This is a genomic window from Wansuia hejianensis (assembly GCF_014337215.1).
In the GTDB taxonomy this organism is placed as follows: domain Bacteria; phylum Bacillota; class Clostridia; order Lachnospirales; family Lachnospiraceae; genus Scatomonas; species Scatomonas hejianensis.
Genome location: NZ_CP060635.1, coordinates 608,293 through 627,580, shown reverse-complemented (window position 1 = coordinate 627,580; position 19,288 = coordinate 608,293). Strand labels below are relative to the sequence as shown.

Genomic DNA, 19,288 nt, shown 5'->3' with positions numbered 1-19,288 from the left:
ATCAGGCCTTCTTGTTCAGATATGCTCCGACCACAATCAGAATAGGGCAGATGAATCCTAAAATCACAGCTCCGGCAGTAACCGGATTAATGAATCCTGCGAAAATCGCAGCAGCCCAGATCCAGTCGATCACGCGCATCACGACAACCGCGATGCCCAGCTTAAACACCAAATCCGCTTTATCTTTCCGGCCGCACCACACCAGCGCACAGATACCTGTGATCAGCATGACAATCGAGAATATTATCTCAAACACAATCGCTCCCGCAAACCCGGTGCCGGCAAAATAGCCTAAGTATCCCAGAGACTGCAAATCAGAAACGAGTGTTATAATACCGCCGATCAGTACAAGAATACCGGCGACTATCAGCATCACCTTACCAGCGTTTCCATTCACCCTGTTGTTCGGGGGATTATACCCGCTTCCAGGCTGATAGCCATACTGCTGATTCTGACCGCCGTATTGCTGAGTATTCTGGGGCGGAACGGGAGTTCCCTGATTCGACGGCTGACTAACCTTTCCTCCGCATTTCGGACAGAATACAGCATTGTCTGCTATCTCTGCTCCACAGTTTTTGCAAAACATAACTATTCCCTCCTGTTTCTTTTTTCTTGTTCTACATTATTATGAATGAATAATTGTAATATTGCAAGCAATAGATGTGTAAAATTAAAATTTATACTCTGACCCTGGTACCTTTCCCGTCTCGTTTCCCCAGCTTCAGCTTGTTCAGGACCAGCTCTCTGTCTTTGTAATGGATCGTGAAATCAATCCTGCTGGCCAGCAAGTACGCGGCTTCCACCTGATCGTCCTCGCCGAGGCGGATTCCCCGGACGCCGATGGCTGCCTTCTTTTTCTCAGGGATCTCTTCCAGAAGGAATTTAAGGAAATACCCTCCCGCACTCTGCAGCACGAGATAATCATTCATCTCTGCGATCCCCACCAGCATCAGCAAATCTTCTTCTCCGGACAGCTTGGTAGCAGCCACCGTCCGCTTCGTCACGTCGAATTCACTGCCGTCCACCACCTTTACCATGCCCGCTTTTGTGGCAAATACCAGCTTTTTATCTCTGATTCCGGTCAGACAGTCTACATAGATGGCCTGTTCCTTTTCACTGGAATAATTGCAGATGTTGTCGACAGGCGTCCCCTTATCCCTGAACTTTCCGAATGGGACATCCAGGACCTTTACCGTATGCATTTTGCCCTGGTCTGTGAACACACAGATTTTATCTGTATTCATACAGCGGATCACATATTTATTCTCCGCATCTGCCGACTCCCTGTTCCGCTCATAGACAGAAGGATCAATTGTCCTGGCGTATCCGAAACGGTCCATCAGGAACACCACCTCTGTCTCCTCTATGGGCGCTTCCTCCAGCACGACTGCCTCCGCATTCATGATGACCGTCTTCCGCTGCTTTCCATAGTCCTTTTTGATCTGCTCCAGGTCGTCCATGATCACCCTGGACATGGAGTCATAATTATTTAAAATATCTTCGTACCTGGCGATTTTCTTCAGCGTCTCCCCGTGTTCCTTCATCAGGGCTTCAATTTCCAGACCAATCAGTTTATATAAGCGCATTTCCAGGATGGCTGTGGCCTGTCTCTGGGTAAAACACAGTTCTTTGGCAGCCTTTTCACTGGATTTATGTTTAAAGCGTATGCCCTCGGTGATTCCCATCGTCAGGCAGTCTTTTACCTGCTTCTGATTCTTGCTGCCTCTCAGGATCTCAATGATCAGGTCAATGACGTCGCAGGCCTTCATCAGTCCTTCCTGGACCTCTTTCTTTTCCAGCTCCTTTGACAGAAGGTTCTGGTATTTACGGGTTGCCAGATCAAACTGAAAATCCACGTGGTATTCGATGACCTTCTTCAGCCCCAGCGTTTCCGGCCTGCCGTCTGCAACTGCCAGCATATTCACGCCAAAGGTATCCTCCAGCCTGGTCTTCTTGTACAGCAGGTTCTGAAGCTTTTCTGCGTCGGCGCCTCTGCGCAGTTCCAGCACAATCCGGATTCCTTCTTTTGACGACTGGTTGGAAATATCGATGATTTCCGGCGCTTTGCGGCTCTCCACCAGATCGGCCACGTCATTAAGGAACTTTCCGATGTTTGCTCCGATCATGGTGTACGGGATCTCCGTGATGACCAGATACTGCCTTCCGCTCTTCCCCTTCTCAACCTCCACCTTGCCCCGCAGGCGGATTTTTCCGCATCCGCTCTCATAGATGGCCGGAAGGTCATCCTGATTCACGACAATGCCTCCGGTTGGGAAATCCGGTCCCTTGATATACGCCATCAATTCCTCTGTTGTGATGTCCTCATTCTGCATATAGGCTTTGACTGCGTCCACAACCTCCCCCAGATTATGAGGCGGTATGCTGGTGGCCATTCCCACGGCGATGCCGTCCGCGCCGTTCACAAGCAAGTTCGGCACTCTGACCGGTAGCACCTCCGGTTCCTTCTCTGTCTCATCAAAATTGGGCAGAAAGTCCACAACTCCCTTATCCATATCCTTCAGGTAAACGTCCTGCGTAATTTTCTGCAGGCGCGCCTCCGTATAACGCATAGCCGCGGCTCCGTCACCCTCAATAGACCCGAAATTACCGTGACCGTCTACCAGCGGCTGGCCCTTCTTGAATTCCTGCGCCATGACCACCAGGGCGTCATAGATCGAGCTGTCGCCGTGGGGGTGATATTTGCCCATGGTATCTCCCACGATACGGGCACATTTCCTGTAAGGCCGGTCATAATAGGTGCCCAATTCCAGCATGTCATACAGGGTTCTCCGTTGAACCGGCTTCAGCCCGTCCCGCACATCCGGCAAGGCTCTGGCTATGATAACGCTCATGGCATAATCAATGTATGATTTCTGCATCAGCTCCGAATATTCTGTTCTGATAATCTGTTCTTCCATCTCACCGCTCCTTCATCTGTCAGACGTCCAGTTCCGCATCTGTAGCATGGTCATAGATAAAAGCCTTCCTGGGCGGCACTTCAGTCCCCATGAGAATCTCCGTCACCTCAGAAGCCATGCGGGCGTCCTCGATCTCCACCCTTTTCAGCCGCCTGGTTCTGGGGTCCAGCGTCGTCTCCCAGAGCTGGTTCGCATCCATCTCGCCCAGGCCTTTATACCGCTGCAGGGTGAACTTCTGGCCGCTGTGCTTCTTCCGGTATTTCTCCAGAGCCTTATCATCATAGAGATACTCTTCCTCACCTCTTGCCGGTATGGCCTTATACAGCGGCGGCATGGCGATATAGACATGCCCTTCATAGATTAGCTCCGGCAGAAAACGGTAAAAAAGAGTCAGCAGCAGTGTGGAAATATGAGCGCCGTCCACGTCGGCATCAGCCATCACAATGATTTTGTCATATCTCAGTTTGCTGATATCAAAATCATTTCCGTATCCCTCGGAAAATCCACAGCCGAAAGCGTTAATCATGGATTTGATCTCCGCGTTTGCCAGCACCTTATCAATGCTGGCCTTTTCCACATTCAGAATTTTACCCCGGATGGGCAGGATCGCCTGGAAGCTCCTGTCCCTGGCCGTCTTTGCGGAGCCTCCCGCAGAATCCCCCTCTACGATAAAGATTTCACAGACAGAAGGGTCCCGTCTCTCACAGTTGGCCAGTTTCCCATTGGCATCGAAAGAATATTTCTGCCTTGTCAGCATGTTCGTTTTGGCCTTTTCCTCTGTTTTCCGGATCTTCGCAGACCGCTCCGCACAGGAAAGCACCTGCTTCAGCGTCTCCAGATTCCGGTCAAAATAACGTACCACTTCCTCGGCGGTCACCTTGCCGGTAACTCTCGCGGCATCCGGATTGTCCAGCTTCGTCTTCGTCTGTCCTTCAAACCTCGGGTCCGGATGTTTGATTGAGACCACCGCCGTCATTCCATTGCGGATGTCCGCTCCGGTAAAATTCGCATCCTTTTCCTTCAGCACGCCAATCTCCCTGGCATAGCTGTTCATGACCGTCGTAAACTGGGTTTTGAACCCGGTCAGATGGGCACCGCCCTCTGCATTATAGATATTATTGCAGAAACCCAGAACATTTTCCTGAAATTCATTGATATACTGAAAAGCGATCTCCACTGTGATCCCTTCGGATTCTCCCTTGAAGTAGACCGGTTCATGAATCGCCTCTTTTTTCTTATTCAGATCCTTCACAAAGCCGATAATCCCGTCCGGCTCATGAAATGTCTCCCGCTCATTTTTTCCTTCTCGCCTGTCTTCATATTCAATCGTCAGCTCCGGGTTCAGATAGGCCGTCTCATGGAGCCTGCTCTTCAGCTCCGTCGATGCAAACCGGGTTTTCTCAAAGATCTCCGGGTCCGGCAGGAAATTCACACGGGTGCCGGTCTCCCGGGTCTTACCGATCTTCGGAAGCAGACCGTCCTCCAGGGCGATCACCGGAACCCCTCTCTCATAGCGGTCATGATGGACAAAACCTTCCCTGCTCACCTGTATATCCAGATAGGTGGAAAGAGCATTGACTACAGAAGAACCCACACCATGAAGCCCGCCGCTTGTCTTATATACCGTATTGTCGAACTTGCCGCCGGCATGCAGTGTCGTGAATACCAGCCGCTCCGCCGGTACTCCCTTTTCATGCATTCCCACCGGAATTCCTCTTCCGTTATCCGTAACAGTACAGGAACCGTCATCCTCCAGGACAACCCGGATCTGTGTGCAGCAGCCTGCCAGATGCTCGTCAACCGCATTGTCCACGATCTCATAGATCAGATGGTTCAGCCCTTTCCTGCTGGTGCTGCCAATATACATACCCGGACGCATTCTGACCGCTTCCAGCCCTTCCAGAACGGATATACTGCTGGCATCATATGTGTTCTTGCTCGCCATACTTTCCAACCTCTTCTACTATATTTTGTATCTGTGTTCCCGGCCAGCAGCACATCTGGTTGACCGGAAAACGGCGTAAATCCGTGAATATTATAACAAAAGCTTTCCGGAAATGCAATCATAATGGAATCAGCCATTTTCCCCGGTCAGTCTGTCGAAATATCCGGCCAGGCGTTCCGCCTCCCGGTATCTGGGATCCTCCTTCACCCGCGTGAGCTCCGCCAGGGTATGCCGGACTCCGGCCGTACAGAGTCGCGTGTATTCCTGCAGGATCTCTTCCAGCATGATTAATTCTCCTCTTGTCAGAGAGAGCGGGATCTCCTCTTTATTTGCCTCTTTCTGCTGCTCCAGGCGATAGGCCTCCCGGCGTTTTCTGTCCGCATCACGGAAGATCTGAGAGGCGCGGCCGCTGCTGATTCCGTATTTCTCTCCAATTGCCCGGAAAGACAGCTTTTCTTCCTCATGCAGCTTTAAAATCTCTTTTTCTCTTACCGTCATATCAAATTGCATGTCCTTTTCTCCTTTTATCGTTCGGTTTAATAAATTAAATTGCACAAAACAGATACACTTACTTTGAAGTATACCATAAGTACACTTTAATACAAAAGAGGCATAAACGAAAGAAAAAAAGCGCCAAATCCCGCGCTTTTTTTACAATTTTCTACAATTTTCCTTTTTCAGCCCCTTATCCGGATCATATCAGCTCTTCAAATGAATGAATATAGACATCCGATTCCTGCTTCATCTCCTCATAACTTCCCTTATACTGGCGCTCATAAACGCCGACGGCCAGGAAGCCGCCTGCCTTCGCACCCCGTATGCCTTCTATGATGTCTTCATATACCGCACATTTCTCCGGTGCCAGCCCCAGGTCGCCGGCAGCCTTTTCATAGATATCCGGAAACCCTTTTCCCCTGCTCACATCTTTTACTGTCACAACTGTATCCAGCATGGGGAGCAGCCCTGTGCGTTCCAGGGCAGGCATCACCAGATAACGTTCGGAGGAAGTGGCGATCGCCAGCCTGCGTCCGGTCTGATGCAGCTTCTCCACATAATCATAGGCATAGGGCTTCAGCGGAAGCAGTTCACTGTACGCCTCATAAGCCATATCAAGCCACTCCTGAATCAGCCCGCCAGGCGTTTCATCCAGTGCAAATCGTTCAATCGTATACACAGCGGCGTCAAAGGAACCCATGGGTGTAATCACTCTCTGATAATCCTCAGGCACTTCAAACCCTCTTTTCGCCAGAAAGTCCACATCAATCTGATGCCAAATCCCCATAGAATCCAGCAAAGTACCATCCAGGTCAAAAATCGCCCCTTCACATTTGTTAATCATCTTCCTTCTCCTCGTATTCACAATCTGTCCCACACCCTCTGCTGTCATAGCTCACATAATCCAGAAACAGCCCCTGAGCAGGCGCCGTAAAGCCTGCCTGTTCTCTGTCCCGGCTTTCCAGCAGCGCCTCCATATCCTCCGGCCGCCGCTTTCCCATGCCCACCTCCAGAAGTGTGCCCATGAGAATCCTCACCATATGATAAAGAAATCCATCGCCTGTAAATGTAACGGAAGCCATCCCATCTTTTTTATGCACCTGAATGCCTATCCGCCTGACCGTCCTCACAGTAGATTTCTTCATGTGCTTATTGGCACAGAAGGCGCGAAAATCATGGGTTCCCTCCAAAAACTTCGCTGCTTTCTCCATTTTTTCAAAATCCAGAACCTCTTCCACACGGTATACCAGCTTCCGTTCAAACACCGGCTTCGCCTCTCCGAAAGCAATCTGGTAATGATACACCTTCCAACAGGCGTTCAGCCTGGCATGAAATCTGGGCGGCACCCTCTCAATCCCGGTCACGGCAACATCCTCCGGCAGATACCGGTTCAGATATTTCTTCAGTTCTCCGTCTGTCAGTTCCGTATCCAGATGAAAATTCGCCACCTGGCCAAAGGCATGGACTCCCGCGTCCGTACGGCCCGCCCCGTTTACTTCTATTGTCTCTCCGGCCAGCCGCGACAACACCTGCTCCAGTTTTCCCTGAATCGTTTGTTCTGTATGCTTCTGCCTCTGCCAGCCGTCATAACGGGTTCCCTCATATTGAAGAATGATCTTATAATTCATCCGTTTCTATCCTCATATCTGTTTTCTAACCACCGCGTATTCATCTCCATTCCTGTAATAAGGGCAATCATAATAAGTATCCTGGAGAAACCTGACCATTTCGTCCTCATCCAGATCCATCTCACAGATATAACACTCATAATCCTCATCCCAGGCATAGAAGGCGCAGTTCTCACAGCTTGTTCCCATCATCCTCAGCCTCCGTCTGATCTCTGACCACCCGTATCTGGCAGGCTTCCATTGCCTTCAGCGCCCGCTCATGGCTCTCCTCCGTCACCCCCGCACAGCAGCCGGCAATCACTGTGATCCTGCACTCCGGAAAAAATGCCTTCAGAAGAATCGCATTGGAGATCACACAGATATCCGTGCACAGGCCGACCAGCACAATCTCTTCCGGAGCCGCACCACTATCCTGCAGGTACTCTGCCATATCCTGGCTTCCGAAAGAAGGCTTATCGAAAATGACGGCATCCTCCGCGTACTCCCGAAGCTCCGGGCAGATCTGCCACCCTTCACTCCCTTCCAGGCAGTGAAGGACCGGAAGGTTTCTCCCTTCCTGCGTATCCTCGTATCCCACATGATGCGTATCCCGCGTGAAATATATTTCTCCCCGCCTCTCCGCACGCCAGCGCCCCAGGAATTCCTGCACGCGCGGCACAGCCTTCAGAGATTCCGGCGTACCCAGCGGCCCTGTGATAAAATCATTCTGCATATCTACTACGATTAGAATTTTTTCCATCTTGTCCTCTCCCGTTTTCCTTCACTGACCGCCGGCGAGTGCTTCTACCTGTTCTTTTTTCTCAAACAGGACGCATCCTCCCGCATGATCCTCCATCAGAACCCCCTGCTCCCGCAGCCCTGTGAACAGCCTGGACTGCAGCGCTTCCCGGATGGAGGACTCCTTTACACTGATATCCGAATACGGGGAAAACGGACAAGGCTCCGCACCTCCGAACGCATTGATGTGGAAGAAGCCTCTTCCAGCCGCCAGGCAGCCTCCGGAGCTTTTCTCATCTCCCGGAAAGGAAATGAACAGCATATCTCCGTATATCTCCCGAAGCTCCAGAAGCTTCTGATTCATATATTCCCTTTCCTCTTCTTCCGGCGCCATGCCTCTGGCTTTTGAATTTACAGGCACAAACTCTATGTAAAATATGGCTTTACATCCATGGTGGCAGAGATTGTCAAGAAACTCCCGGCCTGTCACTTCCCTGAGATTCTCCTTCGTCACTGTAACGGAAGCGCCGAACAGTATCCCGTCTTTATGTAACAGCTCCATGGTATTCTGCAGCTGGCGGTACATTCCCCGGCCTCTCCTGTCATCCGTGTTGTCCTCGCCGCCCTCGATGCTAAGCACCGGAAGCAGATTCCTGCTTCTGTTAAAAAGCTTCAGATAATCCATGTCAAACATCGTCCCGTTGGTAAAAACGGGGAACAGGATCTCCTGGAATTTCGCCGCCGACGTCAGGATATCCCGGCGGAGCATCGGTTCACCTCCTGCCAGAAGAATAAAGCCAATGCCCAGGCCCGCCGCCTCAGCGAAGACCTTTTCCCAGTCATCGTCACTCATCTGACCCTCTGCCTCTGTATCCAGGCAGGCATGGTTCGCTCTCGCGTAGCAGCCCGCACAGTGAAGGTTGCACGCCGTCGTGACGCTGGCAATCAGAAAGGGCGGTATATGCTCTCCCCGCTCCTCCGCACTGCGGCGCAGTGCGGCTGCCTTCCTGCTGGCCACCAAATAGCGGGCCACAAACAGGCTTTCCCTGTGATTCTTCAGCGAAATTTTCATTGCGCCTTTTACGATGTTCTCAACACCTGCTGTTAAATAGCGTTCCAGGTCAAATGGTTCCTTCATTGTGTCTCTCCTTTATCCGCCGGCTTTCCGGCCCCGCTTTTTTTATTTTATGTTCCATCTTTGCTCTGGCCATCCCGCGGGTACGCCCGTTATCCTCCAGCAGGCTCGCCCGGATCACAGCGTCCTCTCCAAAACGCAGCTTCAGGCTGTCCATCGCCCGGTCCAGCTTTTTCTGTTTTTCCGTCTGAGGGTCCTGAAACAGGGACATCTGCTCGTATTCCTCTCTGGCAGCTTTTCCTCCGGATACTCCGATCAGACGAACCGGCGTACCGTTCCACATTTCTCTCATAAGTCCGCAGGCGGCCTCATAAATCTCGGCCGTCACATCTGTGGCATGTCCCAGAGATCTCTGATGGGAGCGCTTTTTAAAATCATAATCTGTCACCTGCACGGTAACCGTACTCACTTTCATGGAATCCAGACGCAGCCGCATGGCGACCGTCTCGCACAGGGGCATCAGCATCCGGCAGGCCGTTTCGCAGCTGCCGATATCCTGAGAAGTCGTGATGCTGTTGCCGTAGCTTTTCTCCTTAGTCTCCCGCTGAACGATGGGAACAGACTCAATCCCGTTGGCATATTCCCAGATGACGCCTCCCTGGAGTCCCATATCCTTAACCAGCCGTTTCCGGTCCATTGCCGCCAGTTCGCCGATCGTTCTGACCCCGTACTTCAGCAGCTTTTTCTCTGAGCTCCCGCCCACTGAGAACAGGTCCCTCACCGGAAGCGGCCACATTTTCTCCCGGATCTCCCCGGCGAACAGAGTATGCACCTTGTCCGGCTTCTCAAAGTCCGAGGCCATCTTTGCCAGCAGATAGTTGGAAGAAACGCCGATATTAACAGTAAACCCTAACTCATCCCTGATCTGATCCTTCAGGCGGCAGGCAGCCTCCACAGGCCTGCCCATCAATCCCTCCATACCGGTCATATCCAGAAACGCTTCATCAATGGAATACTTGTAGATATCCGGCGAATACTGGCTCAGGATCGCCATCATGGCACGGCTCTTTTCCACATACCAGGGGAAATCCGGCTTGATGATCTTCACGTCCGGGCATTTTCTCCGGGCCTCGAACAGGGACTCACCCGTGCGGATTCCATACTTCTTCGCCGGAAGGCTCTTCGCCAACACGACCCCATGGCGCTTGGATTCGTCTCCGCCCACCACACAGGGAATCTGCCGGTAATCTTCTCCGCCGCCTCCGGCCAGGGATTTGATCGCCGACCAGCTTAAATATGCACTGTTAACATCCACATGAAATATAACCTGATTCATGCTCTCCACCTCTGGTGACAGTATAACACAAAGAAATGATTTTGATAACCCTCTACATCTGTCCCCTTACCATCAGCGCCAGATAAAGCAGGTAACCGCCCAGCAGCAGCGCCCCCTGTACCCGTCCTGCCTTTTTCCTGACAGCAGAGGGTAAACATAAAAGTGCAAGAAACAGGAAAATAAAGGGAAGCTCCAGCACCATGATACTGGCCGGATATCCTGCCGGGCAGATCATCGCTGAAATACCTCCCACCAGCAGAAAATTCAGAATATCAGCCCCGATGATGTTCCCCAGCGACAGGGAGGAATGATTCTTTTTCAAAGCCACCAGTGAGGTAACCAGCTCCGGAAGAGAGGTTCCCAGCGCTACAAATGTCAGCGATATGATCACCTCCGGCACTCCGAGGGAACGAGCCAGCTCCGGACCGTATCTGACCAGGAAGCTTGCCCCCAGATAGATCGCACCTGCCTCCAGTATCATACGAACGACATCAGTGACACCAAAGCGCTGCTGATCCGCAGCCTGTATCTGCCCGCAATCCCCATTTTCCTCCTGACCGTTTTTCGCCGTCCGGATAAAGAAATAGACACAAACCGCCAGAAGCAAAGCTCCCGATATACGTGTCAAACCTCCCGCCAGCGCCCCGCTCAGGGCATAGACCAGAAATCCCGTTCCCAGGAAAAAGCTTCCGGATACCACATTTTTGACGGAACGCCCGTCCAGTATAATAGGTCTCAAAACCAACAACAGTCCGGCAATCAGCCCTGTATTACACAGTATAGAACCCAGCGCGTTGCCCAATGCCATGTCCGGCAGCCCGTTTACAGAGGCCATGGTAGAAAAGAGGACCTCCGGAAGCGTCGTCCCCAGACTCACAATCGTAGCCCCGATCAACACCTCCGGCAGATGAAATCGCTTCGCCAGAGCCACCGCACTGTCCACGAACAGGCTGCTCCCCCAGATCAGCAGCACCAGGCCCAATCCAAACATGAGCAGATTATATCCAACCGTCATCCGCAACCTCGTCTTTCTTCAGAACATTCTCTACAATATATGAACACCCGCTGTAAAATATGGCAAAATCAAAATCAGAGAATACTATAAGAAAAAAAGGCAAAAAGCCGTGTTCCTTAATATATTCCTTCTTGTTTTTGCCTTATGCCTGGACACATTCGTTGCCAGCGCCGCGTACGGCACCAATCAGGTGCATCTCTCCGCAGGACAGATCGCCGTGATTAACGGAATATGCAGCCTCTGTTTAGGCGTCTCGCTGATGTTCGGCACTCTGCTGGACAGCTGGATACCTGAGAGCTTCACCCGGGGGATCTGTTTCATCAGCCTCATGCTTCTGGGCTTCCTGAAGCTGGCAGATTCCAGCATTAAACGCTACCTACGCCGCCACAGGCAGCTGAATAAAAATATTCGTTTTTCATTTTCACAGCTGCGTTTCATTATCAATATCTACAGCGATCCCCTGGAAGCTGACGCTGATGAGAGCCATGATCTGACCTGGAAAGAGGTGATTTTCTTTTCCCTCGCCATGTCCATCGACAGCCTTGCCGCCGGGACAATGGCCGCATTCATGAAAATATCCGTTCCGATCACCGTGATTACCGCTTTTGTGATGGGCGTTTTGTTCACCTGCATGGGCCTGCTGCTGGGCCGGAAGATCAGCGCACATTGCCCCAGAGATCTTTCCTGGATCGGTGGGTTCCTCTTTATCGTTCTCGCTATATTGAAATTCTGACCAATCCGGATAACAAAAAAAGCAATACAAGGCTAAAATAACGATAGCTTTGTATTGCTGTTTTTTGCTGAGCAGTTGATAGGGGAATCGAACCCCTGTTTCCGCCGTGAGAGGGCGGCGTCTTAACCGCTTGACCAATCAACCGTGCTTGATTATAATACCTCATTTTTACAAAAAATGCAAGCACTTTTTTAATTTTTTTCTCCTAATTTAGGATATTGTTAATAATCATCCACGTCAAATTCGCGGTCTCTGTAATAATACTTCCGATCTTCCTCCGTGATTTCCCGGATCACACGGCATGGATTCCCGGCATCTAACACACGGTCAGGGATATCCTTTGTCACCACGCTTCCCGCCCCGATTACCACGTCATTGCCGATATGCACGCCGGGCACAACCACCACATTGCCTCCCAGCCAGACATTATTACCTATCGTGACTGATATCCCGTATTCATATCCGGAGTTACGCGATTCCGGATGAATGGGATGACCTGCCGTATAGATAGACACATTGGGAGCGAACATCGTATGATCGCCGATGATTACCTTACCCACGTCCAAAATTGTCAGATTATAATTAGAATAAAAATTTTCACCAACTTCTATATTAAACCCATAATCACAGCGGAAGGGTGGTTCCACATGCACCTGTTTTCCTGTCTTCCCCAGTATTGACCGGATCAGGCGGTCCATCTTCTCTGTCTCATCCGGGCGGCACAGGTTATAATCATAGATTTTCTGCAGCACGGCCAGATGCTTTTCCGGCAGCCCGTCCTCTGTAATTTTATAGGGTAGTCCCTTTAGCATTCTCTCTTCCTGATTCATTTTACTTTTCCTCCATTCAGTTTTAACCGAATTTCAATGTATTTATTATATAATAAAATTTGATTTTGACAAGTCCTACTTTTTCAGCAAAGCCCATCCTTCAAATAAAACAGGGAAAATATTGGTTTTACCAATACTTCCCCTGTTTTTTTCTCCAGAGAATAGCCGTAGCGGCGGCACACACGGCCGCCAATAATCCATAGCATGCGTACCGGTTGTAATCTCCCGTTTCAACCTCCTCATTTTGTCCTGATGAAACGGCAAATATAACAGCGATTGTCCCGCTCTCCTGAACGTTCTTTAACGTCCAACTCTGTTTTTCTATCTGGTTTTTTATCTCTTTTCCCTGGTAAAGGACACTCGTCAGCCGGCTTCCTTCTGCCGGGTGGAATCTGAAAACCACATCCTGTCCCTTTTCAACGAATACTGTGCCTTCCTGACGGATAACCTCCGTATTCTCACCATTCTCTGCCGTGATACTCCCGTTTCCCCGGATTTCAACAGAAACTTCTGCTTTTTCCGGAATTTCCAGCGTGATCTCCGTGGAATTTTCCGCCGCACGGGCCGGCACAGCGCCCAGAGCCGCACACAGCAGGAACAGGAGGGCTGCGGTCCATTCCCGCATACCCCTCTTACGCATCTTCCAGGGATATGCTGTAGTTGATGACGCCACTGTAGCTGCCCGGCTGAATATTTTCATAGTCTACAGCTTTAATTCTTCTGTTCTGTGTTCCCCAGTTGCTTCCCGTCCAGCTGGCAACCTCGTCTCCTATGCTGTATCTTCCGCCGGCCATCGCGTCCGTTTCGTAGATTTCATAAGATGCTTCTTGCAGCTTACTGCTGTCCCAGACTGCAAACTTATTCAAAGTTCCCGGATAACCAGCGCTGACAATTTTCACAGATACCTTTTTCCCGGACGGAATAAATTCGTCATGGTTCTCCAGGTTCATAGAGAAGCTCAGGTTCTTAGCATCCTTGCCGATCTCCACCTGCGCCGGCACGTCAACCGTATAGGTAGGCACCACTTCAGCCGTTTTTTCGAGCGTTACCTGCTGCTGTACGCTGGCGTCCGGAGTTTCCTCACTCACCACCGCCGCCAAAGCAGAAAGGGGGCTTATAGCGCTAACCAGGCCCGCTGCCGTCACCATTGCCAACACTTTAGATTTCTTCATTTTTTTCCTCCTTGATCATTATACCTCTGCCTCTATAATAAATAACCATTGGTTAAAGACAGGCTTTTTCACTCCACATGGAGCCCTGTTCGAACCGTTCCCCCGTTCATGGCGCTCCTGTCATTCAGCGAGCCCGTCGCGATCTGAATCAGCAGCTGATAATCCCCTGATCCCAGCGCCTCGTCAAGCCCGATTCCCCTGATTGCACTCCCAGGTTCCACCCAACCGCTATTCAGCAGCTCCTGCCCGGTCTCTTCAATCGTTACCCGAAATTGAAAATAGCATGGATTTCCTTCCGGGTTTGTCAAGACAATCGGAATTTCCATTTCCTCACTCCTCACAGAGATTTCCGGATAGCCCGGAAAACGGATAGAAACCTGTTCATTCTCCACTGCGTCAGCATTCCCGGAAAAACTCACCGCATTTTTATCCAGCTGTACCCCTGAATTTCCGCTTTCGGCGTTATTTGTAACCGCCATATGTATAATTCCTGCCCCCAGCAAAATTCCTGCCAGGAGCACCAGTATTCCCACAAACAACCGTTCACTTTTCCTTTTCGCTGCCATATCAATCACCTCTGTAGACTATTTAAGCATTTTAAAATGTGATTTTCTATCTTACCCAGGCTAAATCTTCGTAAAATCGCAAAGCGAACGCTACAGCACATCCGACAATCCGAACGTGAAACGGATATTTTATTTTTTCGCCAATTCTGCTATAATACCCACAGGGCGTCTCAGACACCTGGAAGAGGATTACGACTCTGGAGGATATAATGAATGAATAAAAAAGAAATTTTGGAAATCAGGAAACTATTTGTAAAAGACAACTGCCGTATCAACCGGATCTGCGGCTGCTACGTGGATGGTCACAAAGAAAAAAAGCTCGAGATGAGAGAAGCCTTCCTCTCCCTTCCCGATGAAGAAATGTTTAAATATATTGATATCTTTAAAAAAACCCTGTCCGGCACCATCGGCAGGAACCTTCTGAATCTGGAATTTCCCCTGGAAGAGGAAATGCCCGGTGGGCATCAGCAGGCTCTTCTGGCACTGAGGGACAGTGAACTCAAGGATGACGTCATGCTGGACGCTTTCTATGACAAGGTTATCACCACTTATCTGTATCCGGAAAACTACCTGATCCTGCTGATTCACGGCAGCTATGATATTCCCTCCCGTTCAAAGGATAACCAGGAGATGTTCGACGCTTCCGATTATGTATATCAATTCCTGCTCTGCAGTATCTGTCCCGTAAATCTGTCCAAACCAGGACTTTGCTACGACGCGGATTCTAACACAATCGTCGACAAGATCCAGGACTGGATGGTCCAGATGCCCGATCTGGGCTTTCTGTTCCCGGCTTTTAACGACAGGAATACGGATCTACACAGCGCACTATACTATTCGAAAAACGCAGAATACCTTCACCCGGAAATTACGGAAGAGCTGCTGGGATGCGCTATGCCCCTTCCGGCCAAAGATCAGAAACTGACCTTCAATACAGTGGTCGAGGAAACCTTCGGAGAACAATGCGGCTTCGAAATAGCCCGCACCCTTCACGAGAATCTGAACACCCTCCTCAATGAGAAAAAAGAAGATCCGGAACCGCTGTCGCTGGACAAGGCCGATGTAAAACGGCTGCTGGCAGATTGCGGTGCCGGACCGGAACAGCTCACCCACTTTGAAGAGGAATTCGATTCCCAGGCCGGTGAGCAGGCCAGCCTGATCGCGTCCAATCTGGCCAGCACCCGGAAGTTCGAAGTCAGGACACCGGATATCACGGTTAATGTGAGCCCGGAGCGGACAGATCTGGTAGAAACCCGGATCATCGACGGGCGGGAATATCTTGTGATTCCTCTGACTGACGAAGTCGAAGTCAACGGCATACGTATCCGCTCCGCCCAGGCCAGAGAGTCAGATGATCTGCTCTGACCGCCACATGTGGTCCAGCGGCCCGCTGCCTCTGCCCAGATCCAGCCCCGCGGCGATGGCGCACTGTACATATTCTTTTGCCATCGCCACACTTTCCGGAAGGGAACGCCCTTCTGCCAGGCCGCAGGCAACCGCTGATGAAAGGGTGCAGCCGGTGCCATGAGTATTGGGGTTCTCAATCCGCTCCCCCGGATACCAGCGTCTCTCTTCTCCCGGCCGCACCAGCAGGTCATCTGCCGAATCTGACAGATGGCCGCCCTTCAGCAAAACGCCTCCGCCTGACAGCCCGGATATTTTCTCTGCCGCCAGGATCATGGTCTCCCGTCCGGTGATCTGCAGGCCACTCAGCACTTCTCCTTCCGCAAGATTCGGCGTGATCAGATCCGCCAGAGGAAACAATTCTTTTATCAGGCACTCACAGGCCTCCTGATCCATCAGTCGGTTTCCGCTTGTGGACACCATTACCGGGTCCAGCACCACCCATTTCGGGTGGTATGCCTTCAGGCGCCCGGCTACGGCACGAATCATTTCACTGTCTGACAGCATCCCTATCTTTACGGCGTCAGGAAAAATATCCTGAAATACTGCGTCCATCTGTTTTTCCACGAATTCCGGCGGAATCACATGGATTCCTGAAACTCTTATAGTATTCTGGGCGGTCACAGCCGTTATAACACTCATCCCATAGAGGCCGTGGGCCGCAATCGTTTTCAGATCTGCCTGTATTCCCGCTCCGCCGCAGGAATCTGAGCCTGCGATTGTCAAAACTGTCTTCATAGCCCTGTCACCTGCCCCGCCAATACATTCAGCCTTCTGGCCGCGGCCGCTATGTCCTCCGCCGCAAAAATAGCCGATACCACCGCTGCTCCGGAAATCCCTGTTCCTCTCAGCTCCAGAAGATTGCTGCTGTTGATTCCGCCGATGGCCACCACCGGAATGCTGACTGACCGGCAGATCTCCTTCAGGATCCCTTTTGGCAAAGTTATGGCGTCGGATTTCGTGGAAGTTCCGAAGACTGCTCCTGCCCCCAGGTAGTCCGCGCCATCCTTTTCAGCCTGCACCGCCTGTCCGACTGTCCTGGCCGACAGGCCGATGATTTTATCCTCTCCCAGGATCCGGCGCGCTTCCTGAATTCCCATGTCCGCCTGACCCAGATGAACTCCATCGGCTCCTGATCTCAGGGCGACCTTCACATTGTCATCGATGACAAAGGGCACATGGTACCTGCTGCATAACTCTCTTATTTTCAACGCTTCTTCTAAAAATTCCTCTTCCTGCAGCTGCTTTTCCCTGAGCTGCAGGAAGGTAACCCCGCCCTGAAGGGCTTTCTCCACCTGCTGCACGAGGGTCTCGCCCCGCAGCCAGCTTCTGTCAGTCACACCATACAGCCGCAGAGATGCCCGAAGATTTTCTCTGATTTCATTCCCGCTCATCATAAAATGTCTATGTACTCCCCGGACAGTGCTTTATTCATGCTGCGGACCGCACAGAACTTTCCGCACATGGAGCAGGTATCCTCATGTTCCGGGCTTCTGTCATCACGGATAGCTTTCGCCGTCTCAGGATCAATGGCACATTCCCACTGGCCTTCCCAGTCCAGCCTCTGCCGGGCGTCCGCCATCCGGTCATCAATATCCCTCGCATGAGGTATATGCTTGGCGATATCGGCCGCATGGGCCGCAATTTTGCTGGCAATGATACCCTGTTTTACATCCTCCACATTTGGCAGCGCCAGATGCTCCGCCGGAGTTACATAACACAGGAAAGCGGCCCCTGCCGCGGCAGCCATAGCTCCGCCAATCGCTGAGGTGATGTGGTCATAGCCGGGCGCGATATCTGTCACCAGCGGCCCCAGCACATAGAAGGGCGCTCCCATGCAGATACTCTGCTGTATCTTCATGTTCGCATCGATCTGGTCGAGAGCCATGTGGCCCGGTCCCTCCACCATGACCTGGACATCCTTTTCCCATGCCCTTTTCGTCAGCTCGCCCAAGCGTACCAGTTCTTCTATCTGGCAGACATCCCCTGCATCCGCCAGACATCCAGGACGGCAGGCATCCCCCAGGGAAATCGTCACATCATATTCCCGGCAGATCTCCAGGATTTCATCATAGTATTCATAAAACGGATTTTCCCCGCCTGTCATACACATCCATGCAAATACCAGGGAGCCTCCTCTGGACACTATATTCATCTTTCTCTTATGCTTACGGATCTGTTCGATGGTTTTCCGTGTGATCCCGCAGTGAAGCGTGACAAAATCTACGCCGTCCTCCGCGTGAAGACGAATCACATCTATAAAATCCTTCGCCGAAAGCGTCGCCAGATCTCTCTGATAATGGATTACAGAATCATAGACCGGAACAGTCCCGATCATGGCCGGGCATTCTGCCGTGAGCTTTCTGCGGAACGCCGTTGTATCGCCATGAGAGGATAGATCCATGATCGCTTCCGCACCCATACCCACCGCTGCCATCACTTTCTTCATCTCCACATCATAATCCTTGCAGTCACGGGAAACTCCCAGATTGACGTTGATCTTTGTCCTCAGCATAGAGCCCACACCGTTAGGGTCCAGGCAGACATGCCTTTTGTTAGCGCAGATCGCGACCTTTCCCTCCGCCACCAGCGAGCGGATTTCCTCCGGCGGCCTGTGCTCTTTCCTGGCGACAGTCTCCATCTGTGGTGTGATAATTCCCTGCCTGGCGGCATCCATCTGTGTCGTATAATGCTCATTCATAATTGTATCCTTTCTGCCTGTACGGCGGCCGCAATTTCTTCCTGACGCTGCGCCGGTTCACCTCTCCGCCGAAGTGCTGCAGCTTTTCTTTGCCTGTCATGTGCATCCTGTTAAAGACTTTTTACTTTATAAGAAGTTCTATTTTCTGTAAAATAAAAAGCCGTCCTCATTCTGAATAATTCAAAATGAAAACGGCTGTTGTTCCTTCTGCACATTCCCTACGTTGGCATTATCCAAATCAGGTATAAGGGTCGAAGTTGATTACTTCCTCTCAGCCTGCACACAAGCTCCCCGCGGTCTTTAATTTGAGTTCATTGTAACATACCTTTACAAATCCGGCAAGATTTTCATACAATATTTCCTATTTTTCTTCACCTGCTTCCCCATACCGTCTTCTGCCATGTGTATCATTTCCGGCTCCAGCATAACTGCGGACAGCAGTGCGCCCTTGCCCGCCTTTCCGATGGACGGGAGGAAGGTTGTCCCCGCTTCCAAACAGTGAGATATATAACCAGCGCGGAGGTCTCCCGCTGCTTTTCGTCCGCGTATCCACCCCCCACCTCGACAAAAACCATACTCCAGAGTATACCGCAACTCATGCCCCTGACGGGACGTGGAAACAGCCTACGCTGTTACACAATGCATAATTAGACTGTGAATGCTTACAATGTCTTTTTCATACAAAATAAAATGCAGACAACCTGCCATCTTTTATGGTATAATCGCAAAGACATATTTTCCCAGCCTTAAAGG

At 51.1% G+C, this 19,288-nt stretch carries 20 protein-coding genes, 1 tRNA gene and 1 riboswitch; of the genes, 2 read left to right on the top strand and 19 right to left on the bottom strand.

Annotated elements, in window-relative coordinates:
- Nucleotide 1: 1 nt before the first annotated feature.
- The 11 genes from H9Q79_RS02945 to H9Q79_RS02895 all read right to left on the bottom strand — a co-directional run bounded on the left by H9Q79_RS02945 (nucleotide 2) and on the right by H9Q79_RS02895 (nucleotide 11,129).
- Entirely contained in the window at nucleotides 2-586 is a 585-nt protein-coding gene (locus H9Q79_RS02945; RefSeq protein WP_118642165.1) for a zinc-ribbon domain-containing protein, read from the bottom strand.
- Nucleotides 587-677: 91 nt separating this feature from the next.
- The gene (locus H9Q79_RS02940) at nucleotides 678-2,918 is read right to left on the bottom strand and encodes a DNA gyrase/topoisomerase IV subunit A (RefSeq protein ID WP_249329158.1); all 2,241 of its coding nucleotides are present in this window, start codon (nucleotides 2,916-2,918) and stop codon (nucleotides 678-680) included.
- 19 nt (nucleotides 2,919-2,937) lie between these two features.
- Nucleotides 2,938-4,863 (bottom strand): DNA gyrase/topoisomerase IV subunit B, encoded by a 1,926-nt coding sequence (locus H9Q79_RS02935; protein ID WP_249329157.1) that lies wholly within the window; start codon nucleotides 4,861-4,863, stop codon nucleotides 2,938-2,940.
- Between the two features lie 129 nt (nucleotides 4,864-4,992).
- Nucleotides 4,993-5,373 (bottom strand): sigma factor-like helix-turn-helix DNA-binding protein, encoded by a 381-nt coding sequence (locus H9Q79_RS02930; protein WP_118642167.1) that lies wholly within the window; start codon nucleotides 5,371-5,373, stop codon nucleotides 4,993-4,995.
- 184 nt (nucleotides 5,374-5,557) lie between these two features.
- Nucleotides 5,558-6,202, bottom strand: a complete 645-nt coding sequence (locus H9Q79_RS02925; protein WP_249329156.1) for an HAD family hydrolase — start codon at nucleotides 6,200-6,202, stop codon at nucleotides 5,558-5,560.
- A complete protein-coding gene (truA, locus tag H9Q79_RS02920; RefSeq protein ID WP_118642169.1) occupies nucleotides 6,195-6,986 on the bottom strand; it encodes a tRNA pseudouridine(38-40) synthase TruA in 792 nt (263 codons plus the stop codon). Before truA ends, H9Q79_RS02925 begins: the two co-directional genes overlap by 8 nt.
- A 12-nt stretch (nucleotides 6,987-6,998) precedes the next feature.
- On the bottom strand, nucleotides 6,999-7,178 hold the full coding sequence (locus tag H9Q79_RS02915; RefSeq protein WP_147371397.1) for a DUF6472 family protein: 180 nt from the start codon (nucleotides 7,176-7,178) through the stop codon (nucleotides 6,999-7,001).
- Nucleotides 7,159-7,725, bottom strand: a complete 567-nt coding sequence (locus H9Q79_RS02910; protein WP_118642171.1) for a cysteine hydrolase family protein — start codon at nucleotides 7,723-7,725, stop codon at nucleotides 7,159-7,161. Before H9Q79_RS02910 ends, H9Q79_RS02915 begins: the two co-directional genes overlap by 20 nt.
- Before the next feature lie 21 nt (nucleotides 7,726-7,746).
- Nucleotides 7,747-8,841 (bottom strand): radical SAM/SPASM domain-containing protein, encoded by a 1,095-nt coding sequence (locus H9Q79_RS02905; RefSeq protein WP_118642173.1) that lies wholly within the window; start codon nucleotides 8,839-8,841, stop codon nucleotides 7,747-7,749.
- Nucleotides 8,825-10,114, bottom strand: coding sequence for a DNA polymerase Y family protein (locus tag H9Q79_RS02900; RefSeq protein WP_249329155.1), 1,290 nt, complete (start codon nucleotides 10,112-10,114; stop codon nucleotides 8,825-8,827). Before H9Q79_RS02900 ends, H9Q79_RS02905 begins: the two co-directional genes overlap by 17 nt.
- A 52-nt stretch (nucleotides 10,115-10,166) precedes the next feature.
- On the bottom strand, nucleotides 10,167-11,129 hold the full coding sequence (locus H9Q79_RS02895; RefSeq protein WP_118642175.1) for a sodium:calcium antiporter: 963 nt from the start codon (nucleotides 11,127-11,129) through the stop codon (nucleotides 10,167-10,169).
- Nucleotides 11,130-11,238: 109 nt separating this feature from the next.
- Between H9Q79_RS02895 and H9Q79_RS02890 the strand changes: the two genes are divergently transcribed.
- The gene (locus H9Q79_RS02890; RefSeq protein WP_118642177.1) at nucleotides 11,239-11,862 is read left to right on the top strand and encodes a manganese efflux pump; all 624 of its coding nucleotides are present in this window, start codon (nucleotides 11,239-11,241) and stop codon (nucleotides 11,860-11,862) included.
- A 72-nt stretch (nucleotides 11,863-11,934) separates the two neighbouring features.
- Here H9Q79_RS02890 and H9Q79_RS02885 read toward each other — a convergent pair.
- The 5 genes from H9Q79_RS02885 to H9Q79_RS02865 form a co-directional block, all read right to left on the bottom strand.
- Nucleotides 11,935-12,006, bottom strand: a tRNA-Glu gene (locus H9Q79_RS02885).
- Between the two features lie 77 nt (nucleotides 12,007-12,083).
- Nucleotides 12,084-12,692, bottom strand: a complete 609-nt coding sequence (locus tag H9Q79_RS02880) for a sugar O-acetyltransferase (RefSeq protein WP_249329154.1) — start codon at nucleotides 12,690-12,692, stop codon at nucleotides 12,084-12,086.
- A gap of 127 nt (nucleotides 12,693-12,819) precedes the next feature.
- Complete coding sequence (locus H9Q79_RS02875; RefSeq protein WP_118642181.1) at nucleotides 12,820-13,317, bottom strand: hypothetical protein; 498 nt, start codon at nucleotides 13,315-13,317, stop codon at nucleotides 12,820-12,822.
- A gap of 7 nt (nucleotides 13,318-13,324) precedes the next feature.
- Complete coding sequence (locus H9Q79_RS02870; RefSeq protein WP_118642183.1) at nucleotides 13,325-13,864, bottom strand: hypothetical protein; 540 nt, start codon at nucleotides 13,862-13,864, stop codon at nucleotides 13,325-13,327.
- Between the two features lie 68 nt (nucleotides 13,865-13,932).
- Nucleotides 13,933-14,430: a hypothetical protein gene (locus H9Q79_RS02865; RefSeq protein WP_118642185.1), complete on the bottom strand. Its 498-nt coding sequence runs from the start codon at nucleotides 14,428-14,430 to the stop codon at nucleotides 13,933-13,935.
- A gap of 213 nt (nucleotides 14,431-14,643) precedes the next feature.
- Between H9Q79_RS02865 and H9Q79_RS02860 the strand changes: the two genes are divergently transcribed.
- Complete coding sequence (locus H9Q79_RS02860; RefSeq protein ID WP_118642187.1) at nucleotides 14,644-15,795, top strand: DUF4317 domain-containing protein; 1,152 nt, start codon at nucleotides 14,644-14,646, stop codon at nucleotides 15,793-15,795.
- On the opposite strand, the gene thiD is transcribed toward H9Q79_RS02860, so the two are convergent.
- From thiD to thiC, 3 genes are read right to left on the bottom strand one after another with little or no spacing between them, the layout of a single operon-like run.
- Entirely contained in the window at nucleotides 15,778-16,572 is a 795-nt protein-coding gene (gene thiD, locus H9Q79_RS02855; RefSeq protein ID WP_118642189.1) for a bifunctional hydroxymethylpyrimidine kinase/phosphomethylpyrimidine kinase, read from the bottom strand. The genes H9Q79_RS02860 and thiD overlap by 18 nt on opposite strands.
- A complete protein-coding gene (gene thiE / locus H9Q79_RS02850) occupies nucleotides 16,569-17,231 on the bottom strand; it encodes a thiamine phosphate synthase (protein ID WP_249329153.1) in 663 nt (220 codons plus the stop codon). The genes thiD and thiE overlap by 4 nt, the downstream gene beginning before the upstream one ends.
- Nucleotides 17,228-18,535, bottom strand: coding sequence for a phosphomethylpyrimidine synthase ThiC (thiC, locus tag H9Q79_RS02845; RefSeq protein WP_118642191.1), 1,308 nt, complete (start codon nucleotides 18,533-18,535; stop codon nucleotides 17,228-17,230). The genes thiE and thiC overlap by 4 nt, the downstream gene beginning before the upstream one ends.
- A 197-nt stretch (nucleotides 18,536-18,732) precedes the next feature.
- Nucleotides 18,733-18,839: riboswitch (TPP riboswitch) on the bottom strand.
- Nucleotides 18,840-19,288: the final 449 nt, after the last annotated feature.